12 protein-coding genes are annotated in these 21505 nt (G+C 55.8%); 5 read left to right on the top strand and 7 right to left on the bottom strand.

Translation table 11 applies throughout. From position 1 onward, the window contains the following. Positions 1–338 precede the first annotated feature (338 nt). Positions 339–3434, top strand: coding sequence for a PVC-type heme-binding CxxCH protein (locus tag SV7mr_RS17295; protein WP_145274972.1), 3096 nt, complete (start codon positions 339–341; stop codon positions 3432–3434). A 117-nt stretch (positions 3435–3551) separates the two neighbouring features. Here the strand turns inward: SV7mr_RS17295 and SV7mr_RS17290 are convergent, their stop codons facing one another. The 6 genes from SV7mr_RS17290 to SV7mr_RS17265 all read right to left on the bottom strand — a co-directional run bounded on the left by SV7mr_RS17290 (position 3552) and on the right by SV7mr_RS17265 (position 9923). After that, entirely contained in the window at positions 3552–4703 is a 1152-nt protein-coding gene (locus SV7mr_RS17290) for a lactonase family protein (RefSeq protein ID WP_145274969.1), read from the bottom strand. Between the two features lie 60 nt (positions 4704–4763). Next, entirely contained in the window at positions 4764–5978 is a 1215-nt protein-coding gene (locus SV7mr_RS17285; protein WP_145274966.1) for a coiled-coil domain-containing protein, read from the bottom strand. Positions 5979–6071: 93 nt separating this feature from the next. After that, positions 6072–7199, bottom strand: coding sequence for a hypothetical protein (locus tag SV7mr_RS17280; protein WP_145274963.1), 1128 nt, complete (start codon positions 7197–7199; stop codon positions 6072–6074). Between the two features lie 73 nt (positions 7200–7272). Then, positions 7273–8103: a tributyrin esterase gene (locus tag SV7mr_RS17275; RefSeq protein WP_419187527.1), complete on the bottom strand. Its 831-nt coding sequence runs from the start codon at positions 8101–8103 to the stop codon at positions 7273–7275. A gap of 58 nt (positions 8104–8161) precedes the next feature. Then, positions 8162–9043: a purine-nucleoside phosphorylase gene (locus SV7mr_RS17270; RefSeq protein ID WP_419187526.1), complete on the bottom strand. Its 882-nt coding sequence runs from the start codon at positions 9041–9043 to the stop codon at positions 8162–8164. A gap of 40 nt (positions 9044–9083) precedes the next feature. After that, positions 9084–9923, bottom strand: a complete 840-nt coding sequence (locus SV7mr_RS17265; RefSeq protein WP_145274957.1) for a purine-nucleoside phosphorylase — start codon at positions 9921–9923, stop codon at positions 9084–9086. 402 nt (positions 9924–10325) lie between these two features. Between SV7mr_RS17265 and SV7mr_RS17260 the strand changes: the two genes are divergently transcribed. The 4 genes from SV7mr_RS17260 (at position 10326) to SV7mr_RS17245 (ending at position 20683) form a co-directional block, all read left to right on the top strand. After that, entirely contained in the window at positions 10326–11153 is an 828-nt protein-coding gene (locus SV7mr_RS17260) for a phytanoyl-CoA dioxygenase family protein (RefSeq protein ID WP_145274954.1), read from the top strand. Positions 11154–11753: 600 nt separating this feature from the next. After that, positions 11754–16955: a DUF1549 domain-containing protein gene (locus SV7mr_RS17255; protein WP_419187525.1), complete on the top strand. Its 5202-nt coding sequence runs from the start codon at positions 11754–11756 to the stop codon at positions 16953–16955. A 99-nt stretch (positions 16956–17054) separates the two neighbouring features. Continuing rightward, a complete protein-coding gene (locus tag SV7mr_RS17250) occupies positions 17055–18524 on the top strand; it encodes a DUF1501 domain-containing protein (RefSeq protein WP_145274951.1) in 1470 nt (489 codons plus the stop codon). A gap of 437 nt (positions 18525–18961) precedes the next feature. After that, complete coding sequence (locus SV7mr_RS17245; protein ID WP_145274948.1) at positions 18962–20683, top strand: hypothetical protein; 1722 nt, start codon at positions 18962–18964, stop codon at positions 20681–20683. Positions 20684–20932: 249 nt separating this feature from the next. On the opposite strand, the gene SV7mr_RS17240 is transcribed toward SV7mr_RS17245, so the two are convergent. After that, positions 20933–21397 carry a RidA family protein gene (locus SV7mr_RS17240; RefSeq protein ID WP_145274945.1) on the bottom strand — a complete coding sequence of 155 codons (465 nt, stop codon included), beginning with the start codon at positions 21395–21397 and terminating at the stop codon, positions 20933–20935. Positions 21398–21505: the final 108 nt, after the last annotated feature.

Below are 21505 nucleotides of genomic sequence, written 5' to 3'. Positions count from 1 at the left end.
AACAGCATGGATCTTGTTTAATGCGCCCCGGTGGGGGCAAATGCCAGCGGAACCTACTGGCAATGGTGCACAATTCGTTTCCCTTTCGCCCATGGCAACGGTCTGCCAAACCTTGGCGACTGGCTGGGGGCGACCGAACAGGCGATTGGGATCAATTCACGTCGTTGGCGCGGTCTGGGGAAACTGCACCGGTTGGTTCCAGCAACGGTGCAAAGCTGTTTCGGGAGCCAGGGCCGCCCTTAAATGGTGTAAAATCGCTCGTTCCCTCTTAGAGCCTCGTCGCGCCCCGCCGCTGGGAGTACGACGCGCCGGCTTGATCCTTTTTCGGTAGGTGCAGCATGCGTTGTCCGAGTTTCGTCAGTTGGCTGGTTGGTCTTTGTGTTTTTCTGACCCCCAGCATCAGCCGCGGCCAGACCGATGGCCTCCCGGAGAACGCTGTGGAGCCCGAGTCAAATGCTCAGGACGAGTCGGAATCCATTGCCGGCAACGAACAGGTGGCCGACATCGTTCGCTCGTTTGCCCCGAGGGGCGCGCAGAAGGATCGCTCGCTGCCGACGCCACCGGATCAGATGGTGGCCCGTCTGAAGGGACGCCCCGACGTGACGGTGGACCTTGTCGCCAGTGAGCCGACCATCGCGCAGCCGCTGTTCTTGAGCTGGGACTCCAGAGGCCGAATGTGGGTCGTTCAGTATCGCCAGTACCAATACCCCGCCGGTCTTAAGGTGGTGCGATTTGATCAATACTTGCGGGCCGTCTTCGATAAAGTCCCACCGCCGCCGCCGGCTGGCCCGAAGGGAGCTGATCGCATCACGGTGTTCGAAGACACCGATGGCGATGGTCTGTACGATCGCAGCAAGGATGTGCTCAGTGATCTGAACATCGCGTCCAGCGTCCAAGTAGGACCGCAGGGGATCTGGGTGTTGAACCCACCTTATCTGTTGCGTTACCCCGATCACGATCAAGACGACATTCCCGACGGCCCTCCCGAGGTGCATCTGCAGGGCTTTGGTTTGCAGGACACGCACAGCGTTGCCAACAGTTTGCTATGGGGCCCCGACGGCTGGTTGTATGGTGCAAATGGCAGCACGACTGCAGGGACAGTCAGTTCGTCGGTGACCAAGGGAGTTTCCTTTGAAGGGCAATGCATTTGGCGCTACCATCCCACGACACGCGTCTTTGAGATTTATGCGGAAGGCGGTGGCAACACGTTCTCGCTGGACATCGACAGCCGTGGACGTGTGTTTTCGGGAACCAACGGTGGCAGCAAACGTGGTTACCATTACCCCCAAGGCAGTTACAGCGATAAAAACTGGGGCAAGCACGGTCCGCTAACGAACCCCTATGCGTTTGGCTACTTCACCGGCATGCCAATGAAAGGGGACACCCGGCGGTTTGCTCAGGCATTCGCGATTTACGAAGGGGGCCTGTTTGGCCAAGCCATGCAGGAAACGATTGTTGCCCCCAACTCGTTGCACAATTTGGTTTGGAACAGCCAGCGAGTTGCCGATGGTTCGACGTATCGTACTCAGGACTTGGGCAATCTAATTGAGACCGATGATCGTTGGTTCCGTCCCGTTTACTGTGGCGTTGGACCAGATGGTGCCATCTACATGGCCGACTGGTACGACACTCGGCTCAGTCATGTCAATCCGGTTGATGACTGGCACAAAGACAGCGGGCGCGTTTATCGCATCCGGCCCCATTCAACCCCCGCCGCCTACACCGAAGGTGACTTGACGAAGAAGTCCAGTGCGGAATTGATCGAACTGTTCGATCATGCTAATAAGTGGGTGCGCCGCCGAGCCATGTTGGTGCTGGGCTGGCGAAATGATTCCGCGGTCGTCAATGACCTTGTGCAACGCGTCAACCAGCACGATTGCTTGGAGTCACTGTGGGCGCTGGGACTGATGCAGCAGTTGGACGATCAGAACGTCACCGCATTCCTGGAATCCAATGACGCCGATATTCGCCGCTGGACAGTGCGACTGTTGGGTGACGAGCATCGTTCGCATCCGCAAATGATTCAGCTGGCGTTGACCGAGAAACATCCGCAGGTCCGTGTGCAGCTCGCCGCCACTGCCAAGCGTCTGCCTGCCAAACCGGCGCTGGCGATCATCGATGCCTTGACGGTGGTGACTGACCAAAACGCCGTTGATCTGGCGGATCCACATTTTCCTCTGATGCTCTGGTGGGCCTTGGAGGCGAAGACGCCTTCTTTTGCAGAAGTCGAAGCCTGGCTGAGCAGTGCGGAGGTTTGGCAGCGCCCCCTGGCACGTCAAGTCTTGCTCAGCCGTTTGATGCAGCGTTATGCCGCCGAGGGCGGAAAGCAAAACTTGAGCCACTGTCAACGGTTACTGGAGCTTGCCCCGCAAGCCACCGACAGGGATCAGTTGATGGTTGGCTTGATTGCCGCCTTCACGGGGCGATCGGTCGGCCAGTTGCCCGATTCCTTGCAAGCAGCCCTCCGCGAGTACCAAAAACGCCAGGGGCAAGATGGCGTCGTGATTGGCTTGCGAAGCGGTGATGCGCAGGCGATCGCACAGGCGTTAAAGTGGTTGGCAGATCGCAGCAAGCCTCTGCCACTGCGAATTGAGATTGCCCAAGCGTTGGGGCAGGTCAAGGCAGATCAGGCCAAAGACTTGCTGGTTCGAATTGCAACGGGGCGCGCCGGTGCTGAACCTGCCTTGCAGCGCACAGCGATTCAAGCCTTGGGGGCCTATGATGATCCTCGAATCGCCGATCAATTGGTTGGCGCCTTCTATGGTCGCATCAGTGATCAGGATGACTTGCGAGCCACGGCGTGTCGGACGTTATCAAGTCGCCCCGTATGGGCCGCCCGCTTGTTGCAAGAAGTCAATCAGTGGCGATTGAAGCCTGCTCAAGTTCCCCAAGACGTGGTCCAGAGGCTTCGGACCTATGAAACCGAACCGCTGGCATCACAGGTTCAGCAAGCCTTTGGCAAACTGATTCCTCTGTCCACCGAACAGCAAGTGGCCCAGTACCAGCGTCTCGAATCCATTGTGGCTGTTACCAAGGCAGATCCGAAACAAGGTCGGAAGGTGTTTCAAACCAAATGCGCTCAGTGTCATCAGTTGTTTGGCGATGGCAAACAGTTGGGGCCGCCGCTGGACGGCTATGAGCGAGGGAATTTGGCGTTCTGGATTAATAACCTCGTCGCTCCCAGCGCCGAGATTCGCGAAGGCTACCAGACCTTCCGAGCGCTGACCGATGATGGTCGTGTGATTACCGGGACAGTGGCTCAACAAGATCCAGCCAAGGTGGTCTTGCGAACCGACCAAGATCAGTTGATCACGCTCCCCAAGGATCAGTTGGAGCAGTTCGGGCCGGTTTCCATTTCACTGATGCCCGAAGGTTTGTTGAAGGATCTAACCGATCAGCAGATCGCCGATTTGATGAGCTATTTGAGGCTCTAGCAAGCCAATCACCCACGTTCAGTGCCATTGGTCGCAGGCAGATAGCCCCGGTTTGATCCCGCCGGCGGGAGGATGTTGCTGATAGCGCCGTGGCGAACGCGAAAACGGCGGATGCGGCTACTTCACCAGGAACCGGACGTTGACCGGCGCGCCGACGTTGATCTCTCCCTCCACAGGCGTCAGCTTGCCATTCTTGGGATTGATTTGCATGCTGACGACGTTGCCGCTGTTTTGATTGCCAGCAACCAAGAAGCGACCGTCGGGAGAGATGCCAAAACCACGGGGAGTCTCACCGCTTGTGTAGAGATTCTGGGTCAGACGTAACGTGTTGCGATCATGAATCACACGGAATACGGCGATCGAATGGTGTCCTCGGTTGGACACGTAAACAAACCGACCGCTGGGATGAAAGAGGCATTCAGCGGTGCTATTGCCTGGGACCGACTGACCCTCGGGCAATGTCGAGCGTTTCTTGAGCATCGTCAGTTGGCCGCTCTTGGGGGCGTAATTCAGCAAGGTGACTTCGCTGGTCAGTTCAAGGTTGGATGCGACGAGATGCGTCCCGTCTTCATTGCCCTCGGGGGCGAAACAAAGGTGACGCGGTCCGCCGCCAGCAGGCATGGGGAAGTCGGCGGTCTTGGCCGGAGTCAGTTGAGCGGATTGAATGTTGACGTCAAAAATGAACAGCTTGTCGGCACCTAAATCAGCGACCAAGACTTGGTTGCCGTCAGGGGAAAAGTTCACCGAGTGCGCGTGCGGTGCTTCCTGTCGCCGAGCGTTCACGCTACTGCCTTGATGCTTGATCAGAGAGGCACGTTCGCCCAGCGAGCCATCGTCGGCGATCGGAAACGACGCCGTGCTGCCGCCGGTGTAGTTGGCAACGGCCAGCAACTTCCCCGAGGGATGCACCATTAAGTGACAGGCCGCCCCGCCACCGGTCGAGCGAGCATTCAGCGCCGCCAGTTTCCCGTCATCCTCAATGCGATAGGCAAACACGCCCATGGTCTTTTCGTCACCGCTGCTCACTTCAGAAACAGCGTAGAGAAACTGCTTGTCTGGGCTGATCGCGACAAACGATGGGTTTTCCAGTTCGGCGACTAGTTCGGGGGCAGATAACGCTCCGGTCTGATCGTTCAAACGGGACAGATAGATGCCTTCGCTGGTCGAGTTGCCTTTGGTGTAGGTGCCCAGATAGACCAAGGTCTCAGCCGAGAGCTGACTAAGGCTGATCGCAAGAACGAAGATGAACGCGGAGAATCGCTTGAACATGAAGTTAAACCAGGTTGAAAGGGAATGATGTCGATCGACGAGATGCAAAATGGCTGCGGCCTATTTGTGATCACGCAATAATTGCAGCATGATGCTGGCTGCCTCGTCGCCTTTGTCAGCCGTTAGCAGTGTGTAGCCAAGTCGCTGGCCGATTTCGATTCGTAGCAACGGATCCTTGGTTTGATCCAAGGTCCTTTTTAGAATTTCAATGGCTTGATCAGGTTGTTGTTTTTTGTACAGCAAAAGACGATCCAGGAGCGCCATTCCAGCTTTGCGACTGTCACTTTGGAATTGGTTGCTGACTTCTTTTTCAAGCAGCTTCAATTCTAACTTTTTGCGAATCAGTTCAAGTTCGATCAGTTCCAGTTCCATCGCTTTGCGTTTCAGATCCAAACGCTGATGTTCGAGTTCCAGTTCGCGAGACTCTGCGTGCATCTGTTGTTCGCGGTGAAAACGTTCGGGACGTTCATGCATCTCACGATCATGCATCTCACGCTCGTGTATCTCACGCTCATGCATCTCACGCTCATGCATCTCACGCTCATGCATCTCACGCTCGTGCATCTCACGTTCGTGCATCTCACGTTCGTGCATCTCACGTTCGTGCATCTCACGTTCGTGCATCTCACGTTCGTGCATCTCACGCTCATGCATCTCGCGTGCTTCGATCTCACGACGCTCTTCCCGCTCGCGCATTTCAATTTCGCGACGTTCTTGCTGTTCACGTCTTTCTTGCGATTCTATTTCTTCGCGCTCTTCTTGTTCTTCGGATCGGACTCTTTGAATTTTGTTGTCCACACCCAGTGAGTCCACTCGCTGCCGCCGTTGCAGTTCCAGGCGAGCCAAGTAGACCTGCAGCTTCTTTTGTTCCTCAACGAGGTGAGCTTTGACGGTCGCTAATTCTTCAAACTCACGTGCTAGGGCGCGTTGCTCTTTTCCCTCTTCAGGAGCTTCGCGTTTGATCGCTTCAAGTTCTTCAAATCGCTTGGCAAGTTTCGCGATGGCAGCTTCAACTTCTTCGAAGCGTCGTTTGAGGGCTGTTTCTTCTTCGCGTTGGCGGTCTTCACGAATTTCTTTTTCACGCAGGAGTGCCAGTTTGCGACGGGCCTGTTCTGTTCCTGCTGCGGGCTTTTCTTTGCCCTGAACATCCGTGCCTGAAAGGGATTTTTCAGCGGGCTCTTGGGCAGTGGCCTGAGCGGCGAACGTGAACAAGCCAAGCCACATGACAACGTTTCGGCACGCGGTTTGACCGTTGAATGCGAGGGGAAAACGCATAAGAAACCTGCATAAAGGGAGGGCAATGAGTGGGGTGAGAAATCCGACCGACAGGCGCATTGTAGCACGCAACCCGATTGCCGCGCTGCCAGTTTAGGTCAACAATTCGGCGCTGCAGGCTTTGGCCCATTTGGGATGAAAGGTCGCAAGGCGGACGCCCTGGATCTCCGCGGTACCCAGGTTCGAGATGCCGGCGAGGGCTGCTTCCACCGGTTCGGTCAGCAAGCGATGCACCATCGAGGGCAAGTGGTGTTCGGCCAGCGGTTCTGGTGTCAGTCCGCGAGAGCTGCGGTGGAGCTGTTCAAAGAGAGGCTTCATCCAGTGATCGATGGCGATCGCAGACGCGCCCAGTCCAATCAATTTCGCCGCATCCGTGGGCGTGATTTGTCCAGGGACAACCCACAGAGACATGTCGGGATGCCCTAGTTGCTGGAGCTTGCGTTTTGCATAAGAAACCATGCTGGCAACTTGAAACGGGCTGAATTCTGGCTGATCAATTCGCAAGATGATTCCGTCGGGCGCTGATTTGACGATGGCTCGAATGTCTTGCCGCAATTGATAGGGCAGCAACGATGCCATCACGATCGCGCCCGGAGAGAGTCGACGCAATTGTTCGAACTTTGTCGCCGCTTGATCTGTCGAGGCAATGTCGGCGGGAAACGTTGCCGCGCCCACATAGCCGCCGCCTGCCAGTGGTTTGTCAGGCTCGGTGCGTTCCCAGCGCTGAATCTGATCCGGCGAATAAGCGAATCGTCGCAAGTGGTTTTGGTACGGGCACAGACGCACGTCGATGACGCTGGCGCCAACAAAGTCAGCGGGAATCAATCCGAATCGATCGACGTAGTAGGGCAGGATGCGTGGCAGGTACTCGATGTCACCCGTCTCACTGTCTTCTGGGTCGCCAAGCGGGCGAAAAAAATCAGCTTCACCGTCCACATCACTCAGGTCCCGGTGAAGGGCCGAAACCGTAATGCCCATGGATGCCGCGGTGGTTGCAACGGTATCCGCCCACGTGCAAGGCATGCCAATCCAGGGCGCTTGGTCAAGAAACAAAGGTGTCCGCAGCGTGACTGTTGAATGGCCGCCTTGGCCACTGAGGTCTCTAGAATCCACTGCTTGTTGGCTGACCGTCCAGTGGTTTTCGACGGAGTCCGGATCCGCTGCAGGTGGAGCCACGCCGGGAGGCAGAAAATGCAGTTCGTTGAATCGATCGTCGTTCATCAGTGGACGCAAGTTCGCAGGAGGGAGTTCACAGTCAGTTGAGCAGAGCGCTTTGAAGTGTTCGCATGAGACGCTAACGCCAATTGGGCATCAACTCGCCACGATTGTGTTGTTCCGCTTCCAGCTTGGCCTGCGGAATCACGCGTCGGAAATCGGAGGCACTGCCGCGGATGCCAGCGCTGATGAGGAGCAAGCCCAGTTTGACCTCTTGCTTTTTCCAGAGCGTCGCTTCGACGACTCCGTGAGCGAGGCTTTGTGCCTGTCCCCGAATGAAGACGTCAACATTGCTATGAGGGTCGCCGAGGTTTTTTCCGGCATCACCACCAATCACGATCGTGCCAGCCAAGGCACCCAGTCCGACATCGTCGCCAACGTCGCCGCGCACGAACAAGCCGCCACCACGCATCGCGGCACCAACACGATGTGAGGCTGATCCATAAATGGCAACCGTCCCTCCAGTCATGGCTGTTCCAACGCCCAAGCCGGCGTCGCCGCAGACGCGAAGCGAGCCACTGATCATGCCCTCGCCAGCTCCATGGCCGACGTTGCGTTCGACCTTCACAACGGTTTCGTCGTTCCAGGCACAGGCATAGTCGCCCAGTGATCCCAACACGCGAACACGCAGTGGATGATTGATTTGCATCAGTGCACAGTGTTGTCCCCGGGCGCCGGTCAGTTCCACACGGGGAAATTTTTCAGACTGAGCTCGTGGAATCCGCCGCAATGTCTCGATCAGCTCGCGATCATCCATCGCTTGCATGTCGAACGTGTGTTCCGGCTTAGCTTCATCACTCGGTTCGATATCGTTGGCTTCGGGACCCTCCGACGCAACGGATGCGTTGATCCGTTCGATGGCTTCTACCGAATCCATGGCAGGGAAATCAGAGGGTGCGGGGTTGGTCATTGGGAAACAGGCGTTGGGAAGAGCAGGGAATCGGCACGGCGAGGCGGTCGATCAAACGTTACTTGACCCGTGACGTTCGGTCCACGATGGCACGGACGACCAGCTCCATTTTATCCGCTGCACCGCGTCCGGCGAGCAAAACTTCCGAATGATCCGCCTCTGCGGCCCGGTCGGGGAGTGCCAGGTTGGTGATCACGGAAACACCCAGAGCTGGAAATCCGCGTTCTTTCGCCAGAATCAGTTCCGGTACGGTGCTCATTCCAACCACGTCAGCCCCGATTCGACGCATCATCCGGCACTCGGCCCGCGTTTCGTAGTTCGGCCCGAGGGTGGCCAGATAGGTGCCCTGATGGATGGCAAACCCGTGTTGTTGGCCACACTGGAGAGCAAGCTGTTGAAGGGTGGCGGTTTCAGGATGGCCGGGACGATTGCCCTGCCAGTTCAAAGGCGGTTGTTGGCGTTCCGGATCGTCCTCTGGCAGCCCTCGGCCGCCGCGATCAAGCGGCTGGTGCAACCAGTCAATCCAGTCTCGAATGACCAGTAAGTCGCCCACCGAATAGTCTGCTCGCAGGCCTCCGGCGGCGTTGCTGGCGATGAATTGTCGCGGTTCCAGTGCCAGCATCAATTCGATGGGGAATGTCAGTTGGCAGCGTGAATGGCCTTCATAACGATGCAGTCTGCCAGCCATTGCGACGACCGGTTGGCCTGCGAATTGCCCAAACAAAAACGCACCGCGATGGCCGGCCGCTGTGCAGGAGGGCATGCCGGGGAGGCTGTCATAGGGAATCGAAAACGAGTCCTGGATCTTTTCAGCAAACGAGCCCAGGCCGGTCCCTAAGACAATTGCGGTCGCTGGGCCTTGTTGACGCCAAGCGGCCACGTCATCTCGTCGCGAGATGGCATCCAGAGCTTGTTGCAACAGAGAGTCGGGCAATGACAAGTTAACGCCGTGACTGAAAGAAAGCTGAGTGGCCAGCGAACTAGGCGATTCGCGTTTGGCCGGCTTCGAGAACCAATTCAGAGACGATGGTTTTAAGATCCGGCCCCGCTTGGTTAGCGACTTTGATGATTTCTTCGACGTTGGCGGGCTTCAGGGCATCGGCAAAACACATGTCGGTGACCACGCTCAGCCCCACCGTCTTGAGTCCACAATGCACTGCAACGATGGTTTCGGGGACGGTGCTCATGCCAACCACGTCGGCGCCAATCATTCGCAGAAAACGGTACTCGGCTCGGGTTTCAAGGTTAGGGCCCGCTACAGCGACAAAGACGCCACGATGCATGGGAATATCAGCGCGGCGGGCAATGGTCAGAGCTTGGTCGATCCAAAACTGGTCGTAGGGTTCGCACATGTCAGGAAAACGTGGCCCCAGTCGATCGTCATTGATCCCAATCAGCGGATTGTCGCCCATCAGGTTAATGTGATCGTCAATCACCATGATGTCGCCGGGACGATAGTACGGATTCATGCCGCCGCAGGCATTGCTGACAATCAGCAGTTCCGCTCCCAGACGTTTAAAGACGCGTACAGGAAGCGTAATGGTTTTCAGCGGGTAGCCCTCATACATGTGAAAGCGACCTTCCATCGCCATCACAGGAATGCCCTTTAGATAACCGCAGACCAAACGTCCGCGATGACTGGTCGCTGTCGAGACGGGAAAGTGAGGAATGTCCCCGTATTCAATCGATGCCTTGATGTCGATTTCTTCGACCAAGCCACCGAGTCCCGTTCCCAGAATCATCGCCACGGTGGGCTTCTCATCAAACTCGGCCATGATCTTTGCGGCCGCTTCTTCTATCTTGTCAAATAGATCCAACATCGAGGGGGGCTCTTTGGGGCAATCGTGATTCTGGACACAGGCGAGACGCCGGAGCAGGCTTGGTTCAGGGCCGCGGCAGTTCTTCCCCATCATAGCGGTCTCGCCTCAGATCGTCAGTACAACAGCGACGTAATTGCTGAATGCTTTGAGTGAATACCAAGCCCCTGGTGGTGTGCTCGCGTTTGCGGTGCTCTTCCTCCGCCGGCCCTGACGCGTGTGTCATAAATGCACATGACCTTCACGGATGATTCTCCGTGCAAACACAAACACTGTCCGTCGCCTCCCTCTGCGAAGCGACCGCCAGCACCCTATTGTCAATCTTTCTAGCGCTGGTTATCGTCGACGCCTCGATGGAGGCTCTATCCACCGATGCTGCTGTTTGGTCAATGAGGATGCAGAACGATGAACAAGAAAGACTTTTCGATCATTCCCACCGAAAGTGAGTTGGCTGCGATGGGACGCGATTTGCGATTCCATCCCAGCACCAACACCGATCCGAAGTCCCTGACTCTTGAACAGATCGAACAGTTCAACCAAGACGGTTACGTTGCGCCCTTGGAGATTTATAACGACTCGGAAATCAACTCAATCCGAAGCTACTTTGACGATTTGCTCGCTCAGGTCATGCAGGGTGGTGGGGATAGCTATTCCATTAGTTCAGCGCACCTGAAGTACGGCCCAGTTTATGACATTCTGACTGATCCCAAGATTGTCGCGCCGGTTGCCGACTTGTTGGGTGAGGACGTGATTGGTTGGGGATCGCATTTTTTCTGCAAGATGCCCGGTGATGGCAAAGCCGTCGCCTGGCACCAGGACGCCAGTTACTGGCCGCTGTCTCCTAGCAAGGCGGTCACGGTGTGGCTGGCGATTGACGATGCTGATTTGGAAAATGGCTGCATGAAGTTCATTGCAGGTTCTCAGGTCCACGGTCACATGACTTACCGGCCCAGCGATTCCAGCGAGCACAATGTTCTGAACCAGACCATCGATGATCCAGAAAGTTTTGGCAGACGAGTTGATGACCCCCTAAAGGCAGGCCAGGCGTCGATTCACGCCGATCTTTTGCTGCACGGCAGCGAGGCAAACCTTTCTGATCGCCGCCGTTGCGGATTGACGCTGCGATATTGCAGCAGTGATGTTCGTGCCGATCTGGGGTGGAGCCAGAAAGGCGTGCTGGTGCACGGTCAAGATGATGGGTCACATTGGAGCAACTTGGCACGACCGGAATAACTGTTTGGGTCAGTTGTCATCCTCTGGCTTTTTGCCGACCGTCATGTTCTGCCGGTGGAAAATCTTGACGCGCAGTGGACGGGACGTTATCGTCATAGACAGGTGAAAGGTTGCCTATTGGCCATTGATATCGTGTTGTTGTGACCGAATTGGATGTGTCACCTCTGCGATTGATGTTGTCAAAGCATGCTTTCACCGTTCCCGCCTGCCCTTCTGGGCTACCTGTACCGTTCCTACCTTCGCTCGATCGCCATGTGCCGTCGGCCCTGCGAAGAGCGAGGCAATGGTTTGAGTACTGGACTGGCGTTCGCCCAAAAATAACGTTCTACATCGCCTGTTCAGCCTGCGACGTAGATCTGCGAAACCGATCAGTCCACCGACCTGAGCTTGAGACCATGCGATCACTGCTGATCGGTGTCTGAAGCACAGGGACAAGGTGTTGTTGTGAACACTAGGGATCACCGAAAGGGTGACGGGAGTTCACGCACGCATTGTCTGATCTTCATTTCGCAGTTCTGTCTGCCGGTTCGAGCGCCCGAGATGGCTCGTTAAGTTCTGCTTGGAATGGTCAGCAGGAACTCGAGCGTTTGGTGATGTGGAGTGATTTTTTCCTCCGTCATTCAGGTGAACTCCGTGATTGCGCTGACAAACAAGCGACATCGATTCTACGTCTCTCCGTTGCTGCGGCGTCGCAGCTCGCTTCCATCGCTCATGGCCCTTTTGCTGGGCTTTTGTTTCGCCAACGCTGCGTCACGCGTTGTTGCTGAAGAAACCACCGAGAAGGCTGCCACGGAAGTCAGTTATCATCAGCAGATCGAACCCATTTTCCGCGCCAACTGCTTGGGTTGCCACCAAGGTGCGAAGCAGATGGGCAGGTATTTGATGACCGATTTCGCCAAGCTGATTGCGGGTGGCGAATCAGGCGATGCTGCGATTGTGCCCGGAAAGCCCGATGAAAGCTACTTGGTCGACTTGATCACTTCAGAGGACGGTCAAACAGCTGACATGCCCAAGGCTCCGGCCAAGCCATTGGCAGAGATCGAAGTCGAATTGATTCGTCGTTGGATCGAGCAAGGTGCCAAGAACGACTCACCGGAAAGCCAGGGCCCGTTGTACACCGCCGAGCAACCGCCCGTCTATCAAGGCAATCCCTCGATTGCATCCGTCGACGTGTCTCCCGATGGCCAGTTGATTGCCGTCGCGGGCTTGCACGAAGCGCTTTTGCTGGATGCCAACGATGGAACGCTCAAGAAGCGATTGGTTGGATTGAGTCCACGGATCAACAGCGTTCGCTTTTCACCGGATGGAAAACGGCTCGCCGTGGTGGGCGGCACACCGGGACAATCCGGTGAGATCCAGATCTGGGATCCGAATTCCGCTGAGTTGACTCTGTCGGTTCCGTTCACGTTCGATGCGTTGAGCAGTGCATGTTGGTCGCCTGACGGAACCAAGCTGGCCTTCGGTGCCAACGACAACGTCGTGCGTGCGATTGACACGACCACGGGCCAGCGAGTGTTGTTTCAAGGGGCTCACGCAGACTGGATTCGTGACGTGGCCTTTTCCAAAGATGGCAAGCACTTGGTCACCGTCGCGCGGGACATGTCTTGCAAATTGACCGAAGTCGAAACCGAACGCTTCATTGATAACATCACCTCGATCACTCCGGGGGCGCTCAGCGGCGGTCTGAACAGTGTGGTCATGCATCCCAGTCGAGACGAAATCGTGGTCGGTGGAGCGGACGGGGCGGCGAAGGTCTATCGCATCTTCCGTCAGACCGCTCGCAAGATCGGGGACGATGCCAACCTGATCCGCGTGTTGCCTGACTTGCCTGGTCGAATCTTTTCGGTGGACATCGATCAAGAGGGGTCGCGCATCGCTGCTGCTGCAACGTTGGACGGCAAGTCCGAAGTCCGCGTTTGGGCGTACGACTTTGACGGAACGCTCAGTGCGGGGCTCAAGAAAGTCTTGGCAAAACGCGTTCAACAACGAAACGCCGGTGAAAAGAAGCAAGTCGAAGAGTATCGCAAAAAGACGACCAAGGAGCTGACCAAGTTCACACTGGACGCCAAAATTTATGCCGTGCAGTTTGCGCCAGACAAATCATTGATCGTGGCAGCCTGTGACGGCAAATTGCGAAAGCTGTCGCCCGAAGGCAAACTGCTGGGAACCTTTGATGTCGTGCCAGGGAAACAGTCCGCCGTCAGCGAGGCGGCTCAGTTCGCGGCATCGAAATGGCTTGATCGCTTGCCAACATCGGAATCCAAACCCATCGATCCAGCTCAGTTTGCTTCGATCACGGTCTTGCCCCAACGCATTGCTCTTGATTCGCCCTACGCCTATCACCAGATTTTGGTGACAGGAGTGCGTGGCGATGGCAGCACCGTTGATGTGACGCGCGCTTGTCAGTTTCAATCGCCAGAGATCTTGAAGGTCAACGGTTCGGGACTGGTCGTTCCTGTCACCGATGGCAAGGGCCAATTGTCAATCAAATTTGGTCAGCACCAGCAAACGTTGGATGCGATTGTGTCTGCGTCAGACAGCCAGAAGCACGGCGAAGTCGATTTCATCAAGGATGTGAATCCGGTGCTTAGTCGACTCGGTTGCAATCAAGGCACTTGCCATGGTGCTCAAAAAGGCAAGAACGGCTTCAGGCTGTCGCTGCGAGGTTATGATCCGATCTTTGAGCTGCGTGCGCTGACCGACGATTTGGCGGCACGGCGAATCAATCCCGCTGCTCCGGATGAATCATTGATGCTGCGAAAACCGCTCGGCCTGACGCCGCACGAAGGCGGCGTGTTGATGGCCAAGGGGGATCCTAACTTTGCCATTTTGCGTCGTTGGATTGCCGATGGCAGCCAGTTAAAGATGGACGCATCACGCGTCACTAAGCTGGAGATTTTTCCCGAAAATCCGATCATTCAAACCATTGGCGATCGCCAGCAGATGCGTTTAGTGGCTCACTTTCAGGATGGCAGCACGCGAGACGTGACTCGCGAGGCCTTCATCGAAAGCGGCAACAGCGAAGTCGCAGAAGCCGGCACGGCAGGCTTGATCTCCTCGGTTCGTCGCGGCGAAGCTGCGATTCTCGCTCGCTATGAAGGGAACTACATCGCCACAACGTTGACCGTGATGGGCGATCGCAGTGGCTATCAAGCAGCAGAGGTTGAATCGTGGAGCCGGATCGATGAACTGGTCTCTCAGAAATGGAAACGCGTCAAAGTCCAGCCCAGTGGCTTGGCCGATGATGCCAGCTTCCTGCGCCGAGTGACTTTGGACTTGACCGGTCTTCCCCCGACCAGCCAAGAGATTCGCGACTTCCTGGCCGACCAAACTCCGACTCAGGAAAAACGAGCCAAGGTGGTTGATCGCTTGCTAGAGAGCGAAGCCTATGTCGAGTTCTGGACCAATAAGTGGGCCGACCTGTTGCAAGTCAATCGTAAGTTCCTGGGCGTGGAAGGCAGCAAAGCGTTCCGCGATTGGATTCGCACCGCGGTCAACGACAATGTGCCCTACGATGAATTCGCACGGCAGATTATCACTGCCAGTGGATCCAATAAGGACAACCCGGCGGCAAGTTATTTCAAGGTGCTGCGGGATCCAGAAGACACCATGGAAAACACCACGCACTTGTTCTTGGGTGTGAGGTTCAATTGCAACAAGTGCCACGACCATCCGTTTGAACGCTGGACACAAGACCAGTACTACGAGATGGCTGCCTACTTTGCTCAAGTCGGTCTGGAACGTGATCCGGCATCAGGCGACAAAAAGATTGGCGGCACTGCGGTCGAAGGTGCCAAGCCTCTGTTCGAAAAAGTTGTCGATCGTGCAAGTGGTGACATTGTTCACGCTCGCACCGGCGAGGTCACTCCTCCTGCGTTCCCCTATGAAGTTCCCTGTGATCTGCCAGCCGAGGGAACTCGGCGGGCGCAACTGGCAACTTGGATGACCGCCCCAGATAACCCGTACTTCGCAAAGAGCTACGTCAACCGCCTGTGGGGATACCTGTTGGGCGTGGGCTTGATTGAACCGATCGACGACATTCGCGCTGGCAATCCCCCGACCAACCCTGAATTGCTTGATCACTTGGCCGAGCAATTTGTTAGTAGCGGATTTGATACCCGTTCGGTCTTGCGATCGATTTGTAACAGCCGAGTCTATCAACTGAGCGTTGAGACGCAGCCGATGAACGAAGACGATCAGCTGAACTACTCGCACGCCATGCCGCGACGCTTGCCGGCCGAAGTGATTTTCGATTCGGTTCACCGGTTGACCGGTGCGGTTAGCAAGATCCCTGGCATGCCAGCCGGCACGCGTGCGGCCGCAGTCACTGATTCTGGCATTCGTTTGGCCGACGGTTTTCTGACCAACTTGGGGCGGCCGGCTCGAGAGAGTGCCTGTGAGTGCGAACGCAGCAGTGAACTGCAACTGGGCCCGATCATGGCTTTGATTAGCGGGCCGACCATTTCTGGTGCGATTGCCGATCCCAAAAATGAACTGGAGCGTTTGGTCAACGAGCATCCTGATGATCAACCGCTCGCCAACGAGATCTTCTTGCGAGCCCTGGGGCGTTTCCCGTCTGACGCAGAAGTCGAAGTGTTCAAGCAATTTAAAGAGCAGATCCTGGCCGACAACAAGATGTTGGAAGGGCGGCTGGCGAAAGCTGAAGCCGACTGGAAGGTTCGTCGGGAGGCACTGGAAAAACAACGACTGGCGAAATTGGAGGCAACCAAGCAGCAATTGGCTGCCAGGATCGAAGCGGCCAAGCCCGAACAAGATCGGCTGGCTAAAGAACGTCAACAGCGTATCGATGCTGCCAACAAACAACTGGAAGCCGCGCACGCGAAGTTGAACCAGAAGGCCGACAAGTTTGTCACCGATCACGCCAAATCCATCGAGTGGAATTTGTTGCGACCGGAAGCGGCTAGCAGCACCAATGACGTCGTGCTCACTCCGCAACCGGATCGATCTGTGCTGGCCAGCAAAGTGGCTCCGAAAGCGGTTTACACCGTGGAGGCTTTCACCACGCAGAAAAACATCACCGGAATCCGCTTGGAGGCCCTCTCTGATCCGGCTCTGCCAGGAAAGGGGCCGGGGCTTCCGCCGCACGGTAACTTTGTCATCACAGAGTTCCAGATTCAGGTCGCCGATGTTGCTCAAAAGGATCCTGCGAAGGCTTATCAGCCCGTGGTCATTGCCAAGGGGAAAGCCGATTTCTTGCAGCCTAGTTTCACCGCTGAAGCAACCTTCGATGGCAATGCCAAGGATCAAAAAGGTTGGGCCGTTTCGGGCGCACTGGGACAAGATCACTGGATCACGTACCAATTGAAAGAACCGATCGCCAATCCCAACGGTTCGAAGCTGAAGTTTGTGATCACCCAGGTTCACAATGCCAAGGATCACATTCTGGGCAAGTTCCGGATCAGTGCGACATCGCAGTCGGGAGATTTGGGTTTGGGCCTGCCAGAGAGCTTGCAGGCCATTGTTTCAACTCCCAAACCCCAGCGCACCGAAGCCTTGGTGAAACCATTGATCGATCATCTGGCGATCAACGATGGTGAGATCAAAGCTGCCAAGGATGCGATTGCTAAAGCAAGTCAAGCCGTGCCTCGTGACCAACAAACGGTCCAGCTGGAAACGCGACGCGATGCTTTGACGAAAGAAACCCCAATGGACACTGCGTTGGTGCGTCTACGTGCTGATGTCAAACAGAGCCAGCAGCAGGTGCAGCGAGCTCGGTTGACTGCCGCAGAGGACTTGACCTGGGCGCTGATTAACAGCCCTGCGTTCTTGTTCAATCACTAATCACCAACGTGAATCGTCCTGGTGACGATTCATCATTGCCAATTAAACAGTTCGTCATTCCGATACACTTCTGATCGCCGTTACCAACGGAGTCCAATCATGTTGTCTTTTAAAGGTTATCCAGCGAAGGATCTTTGTGATCCGCATTTGAAGTCGTCACGCCGAACGTTTCTGCGTGTCGGTGGCGCTGGCATGCTGGGGATGAGTTTGCCTTCCCTGCTGCAATTGCAAGGCGCCAACGCCAGTGATTCCATTGGAGGTGGGCCTGGCTGGGGAAAGGCCAAGTCGATCATCATGGTTTACTTGCAAGGTGGCCCCAGTCACTTGGATCTCTGGGATCCCAAGGAAAACTTGGCTGACAATTTCAAGAGTCAGTTTCAGCCGATCAGCACCAAGATTCCCGGCATCAAATTCACCGAGAACTTGCCTCGATTGTCCCAGTTGAATGATCGTTTCACCACGATTCGTTCGATGTCGTACACGCCCAATGGTTTGTTTAATCATACCGCGGCGATCTATCAGATGATGACGGGCTACACCACTGACAAAGTCAGTCCGTCGGGACAACTCGAACCCCCGTCACCCAAAGATTTTCCTAACTTCGGAAGTAACCTGATCAAAATGCGGCCGGTCGAAGAACCGATGCTGCCGTTCGTGATGTTGCCTCGTCCGTTGCAGGAGTCAAATGTTGTCGGCAAAGGCGGTAGCGCGGGGTTCCTGGGCAAAGCTTATGATCCGTACACGCTGTATCCATCGGGCGATGATCTGGATATGGGCAAGATGGATCGGATCAAAATTGATGATCTCAAGCTTCGCCCCGAAGTTTTTAGTGTGCGATTGCAGCGACGCGCCAAGATGCGTGATCTGTTGAATGCCCAGATGCCTCACATCAACAAAGCGGTGAACGATTTTCAGCTCGACACCTACTACGATCAAGCGCTTTCGCTGATCGTTTCGGGCCGCGCTCGCGAGGCGTTTGAGCTTTCCAAAGAGCCCGATGAGATCCGTGATCTGTACGGCCGCAACACATTTGGTCAAAGCTGTTTGCTGGCTCGTCGTTTGGTGGAAGCTGGAACGCGAGTGGTCGAAGTCATTTGGCCGAAGGTCGCCAACAGCGACAATCACTCGTGGGATCATCACTCCGGCCTCAGCAAACGGATGAAGGATCAGTCCGCGCCGATGTTGGACGCGGGTCTGTCCGGTTTGATCGAGGACTTAGACCAACGCGGAATGCTGGAAGAGACTTTGGTGTTGGCGGTCGGTGAATTCGGACGCAGCCCCCAACGTGGAGTCAGCACCAGCGGCAACAACAATAGCGATGACGGACGCGATCACTGGCCGTATTGCTACACCGCTGTCATGGCTGGTGCCGGGACGCGGCGTGGATATGTTCACGGCAAAAGCGACAAGACCGCCTCGGCTCCGCTGGAAGATCCCGTGCATCCATCGCAGTTGCTGGCAACGATCTATCACAGTTTTGGGATCAACCCGGAAACCATTGTTTACAACCACCTTAACCAACCGCGTGAACTGGTGAAGGCTCAAGCGCTAACGGCCTTGCTGGCCTAGCGAGCTGGGTGCAAACCCATTGATCAAATGCAAGGGCGATGCCACAGGGTGTCGCCTTTTTTCATGCATTGAGCGCTTTGCCGTCAGACTGTTTGGTGGCGTGTTTCTTGGCTGCAACGATGTCAGTCGGTGTCCGCTGATGGAAGACGTGCAGTTTTTACCGGTTGCTTTGAAAAATGTTCTTGTCGGTGCAAGTGGCTGGCAATGTGAACGCTTGCATATTTTTGAGCCGTTTGACCCGGTAAATCGCAGGGTTTTTAGGCTGTCTTGTTTTTCGTTTTTATCGATTGGTCCGCGTTGTGCTTAACGCTGGCAACAGATCCATGCGGGTCTGGTTTCTGCGGGGCGTCGACCTGCTGAATCGATCGAACGGCGTTTTTCTGTCTGCAAGTGCGGACGCGTCTTTCGATCAACCTCTCGATTTTGGAGAAAACGGAATGAAACGTCTAAGTGTTCAGGCTTTGGAAAGCCGCAAGCTGATGGCCGCTGACATCGGACTTCAGGACACGACTCTGTACATTCAGGGAACTGAAGCTAACGAGATCGCCGAAGTCTACACCGTCGACACCTCGGTCGTCGTCAAGTTGCAATCTCAAGATGCTGACGGGAATGTACTCGAATCGCTTGAGCAATCGTTCGACGCCCAGGCAGTCGATGGCGTCATCTTTGAAGCCTTCGCCGGTGATGACTTGCTAGTCAATGATTCCAATCTGCCTTCGATCATGCGTGCCGGCGGTGGTAACGACACCCTGCTCGGCGGATCAGGCGATGATATCATGGTCGCCGGTGCCGGTGACGATGTGGTGATGGGTGGCGGAGGGTCTGACACCTTTTTGGCGGGACCAGGGGATGACACCGCCATTGAGATGGATGCCAGTGCTGACGATGCCAGTGCTGACGATGCCAGTGCTGACGACCTGGAACCCGAAGCCAACGACGGTGATGAGCCCGTGGCCCAAGGTGACGAGCCCGTCACGGAAAACGGGGATGGCGACGAGCCTAGCGCTGAAGCGGATCAGCCCGTTGCTGAAGGCGGTGACGCAGAAGCTGATGATGCTGAAGACGCTGTCGTTGACGAGCCCGTTGCTGAAGGCGGTGATGTCGATGTGGATGCCACCGAGACCGATGGCGGCACTTTGGTAGACGTCGACGGTCAAGCGGATGCTGATGGCGAAACCTGCAGCGTTCAGGCCACTGAACCTGCCGCTGATGTAGTGCCGGAAAATACGGATGCGGAATTGCTAAGCGATGACGTTCCACCGGAAATCGTTGATCTGGAAGAAACCAGCAGTGAAGATCAGCCGGAGAATGATCCGGTTGACTTGGAACCTGTTGATCCAACGGCCATCGATCTTGGATCGGACGGCGATCTGCCTGAGCCGACCAATGATGCTCAGGATGACAATGATGCTCAGGATGGCAATGATGCTCAGGATGGCAATGATGCTCAGGATGGCAATGATGCTCAGGATGGCAATGATGCTCAGGATAACAGCGAAGGTGAAACCGATCCCGTTGATCCCACCGCGGAGGCCGAGCCGACTGAACCAGAGCCAGCCGATGATTCTGATCCCGTTGATCCCGTCGATCCGGGTCTGAGCGATGCCGAGGGGGCCGATCCCGAGGCAAGCGGTGATTCGGAAACCAATGACGAAGAATCAACTGATCCCGAAGCGACTATCCCCGAAGGCAGTCAGCCCGAAGGCAGTGACGCTGAAGGCAGTGATTCCGAGTCCGTTGATGGTGAACTGACCGATCCGCAACCGGAGGCTTCCGGAGACGAGAGCAGCGACGTTGAACCACAGGATCTGCCTGAACCGGTCAACGACGATTCTGCTGCCAGCGAAGAGGAGCCCATGTTGGAAGTGGTCGATGATCCCGCCGATCCACAGCCTGTGGATTCCCAGCCACAAGCTGATCTGAACGATGGCGACCAGTCCGAAAGCGAAGGCTCTGAAGATCCAATCGCTGAAACCACGACGATTGAAAACGAAGTCGAAGAGGGGCCGATGGAGCCTGAAACCGATAACGACGTGATTTTCGGTGGGGCCGGTAACGACTGGATCTTCGGTGAAAGCGGTGAAGACATCATCTTCGGTGGTCAGTCACCGCTGGAAGAGACCTTGATCAGCCAACTGTTGGCTGGCCGCATGAGCTAAGCAAAGCTCTCAAGCGACAAAGGAACACAAGCTGGTTCCATTTGTCAGCGATCGATTCGTTTGCACGCGAATCCGTGGCTAAGAGGGCAGATCGGATGTTTCAACGCTCTTAGCATCAACAAGATCGGCTCGCGCGGCAGGGAAGCCGCCCGCTCCGAACGTTCTTTTCATCGCAGGTCAGCCAACGCATCGTTGTGATGAGTCTGATCAGTGTGGATGGAGTGCTTGCTCTTGCACTCACTCAGCAAGCTAGTCGTTGAGTTCAAAGATTGCTTCGACTTCGACCGCCATGCCAGCGGGCAGGCTATTGGTGCCGATCGCACTGCGAGCACCAATGCCGTTTTCCTCGCCGAAAACATCACGCAGCAATTCGCTGCATCCGTTAATCACCGCGGGTGAATCTGGAAATCCGTCAACGCACTGAACCAAGCCCAGCAGTTTGATCACACGTTTGATTTTGTTGATCGATCCGAAGTGGTTTTGCACGCTCATCAAAATGCCAAGACCCGCCAGTTTGGCCGCTTCATATCCGACTTCCACATCCAGGTTCAGTCCCAGGCGGCCAGTCATCAAGGTCTTGTTGGGTTGCAGAGGGCCATGGCCGGAAACGTAGGCAAGGTTACCAACGACCACGACGGGTTTATAAACGCCCGCTGGCTTGGGTGCCGGGGGAAGTTCTAGGCCAAGGGATTCAAGTTTTTCTTGAGGGGACATGAGCAGGCACCAGGTAAAGGAAAAACACGCACACCAAGAGGCGAATGGAATGGCATCAGTTTGCCAAGCAATTCGCCAGCGCACAAGGAGCCCCTTTTTTACCAGGGC

This window comes from Stieleria bergensis, from assembly GCA_007745635.1.
In the GTDB taxonomy this organism is placed as follows: domain Bacteria; phylum Planctomycetota; class Planctomycetia; order Pirellulales; family Pirellulaceae; genus Stieleria; species Stieleria bergensis.
The sequence above is the reverse complement of the archived record's forward strand: the minus strand, read 5'-3'. Positions and strand labels throughout refer to the sequence as shown.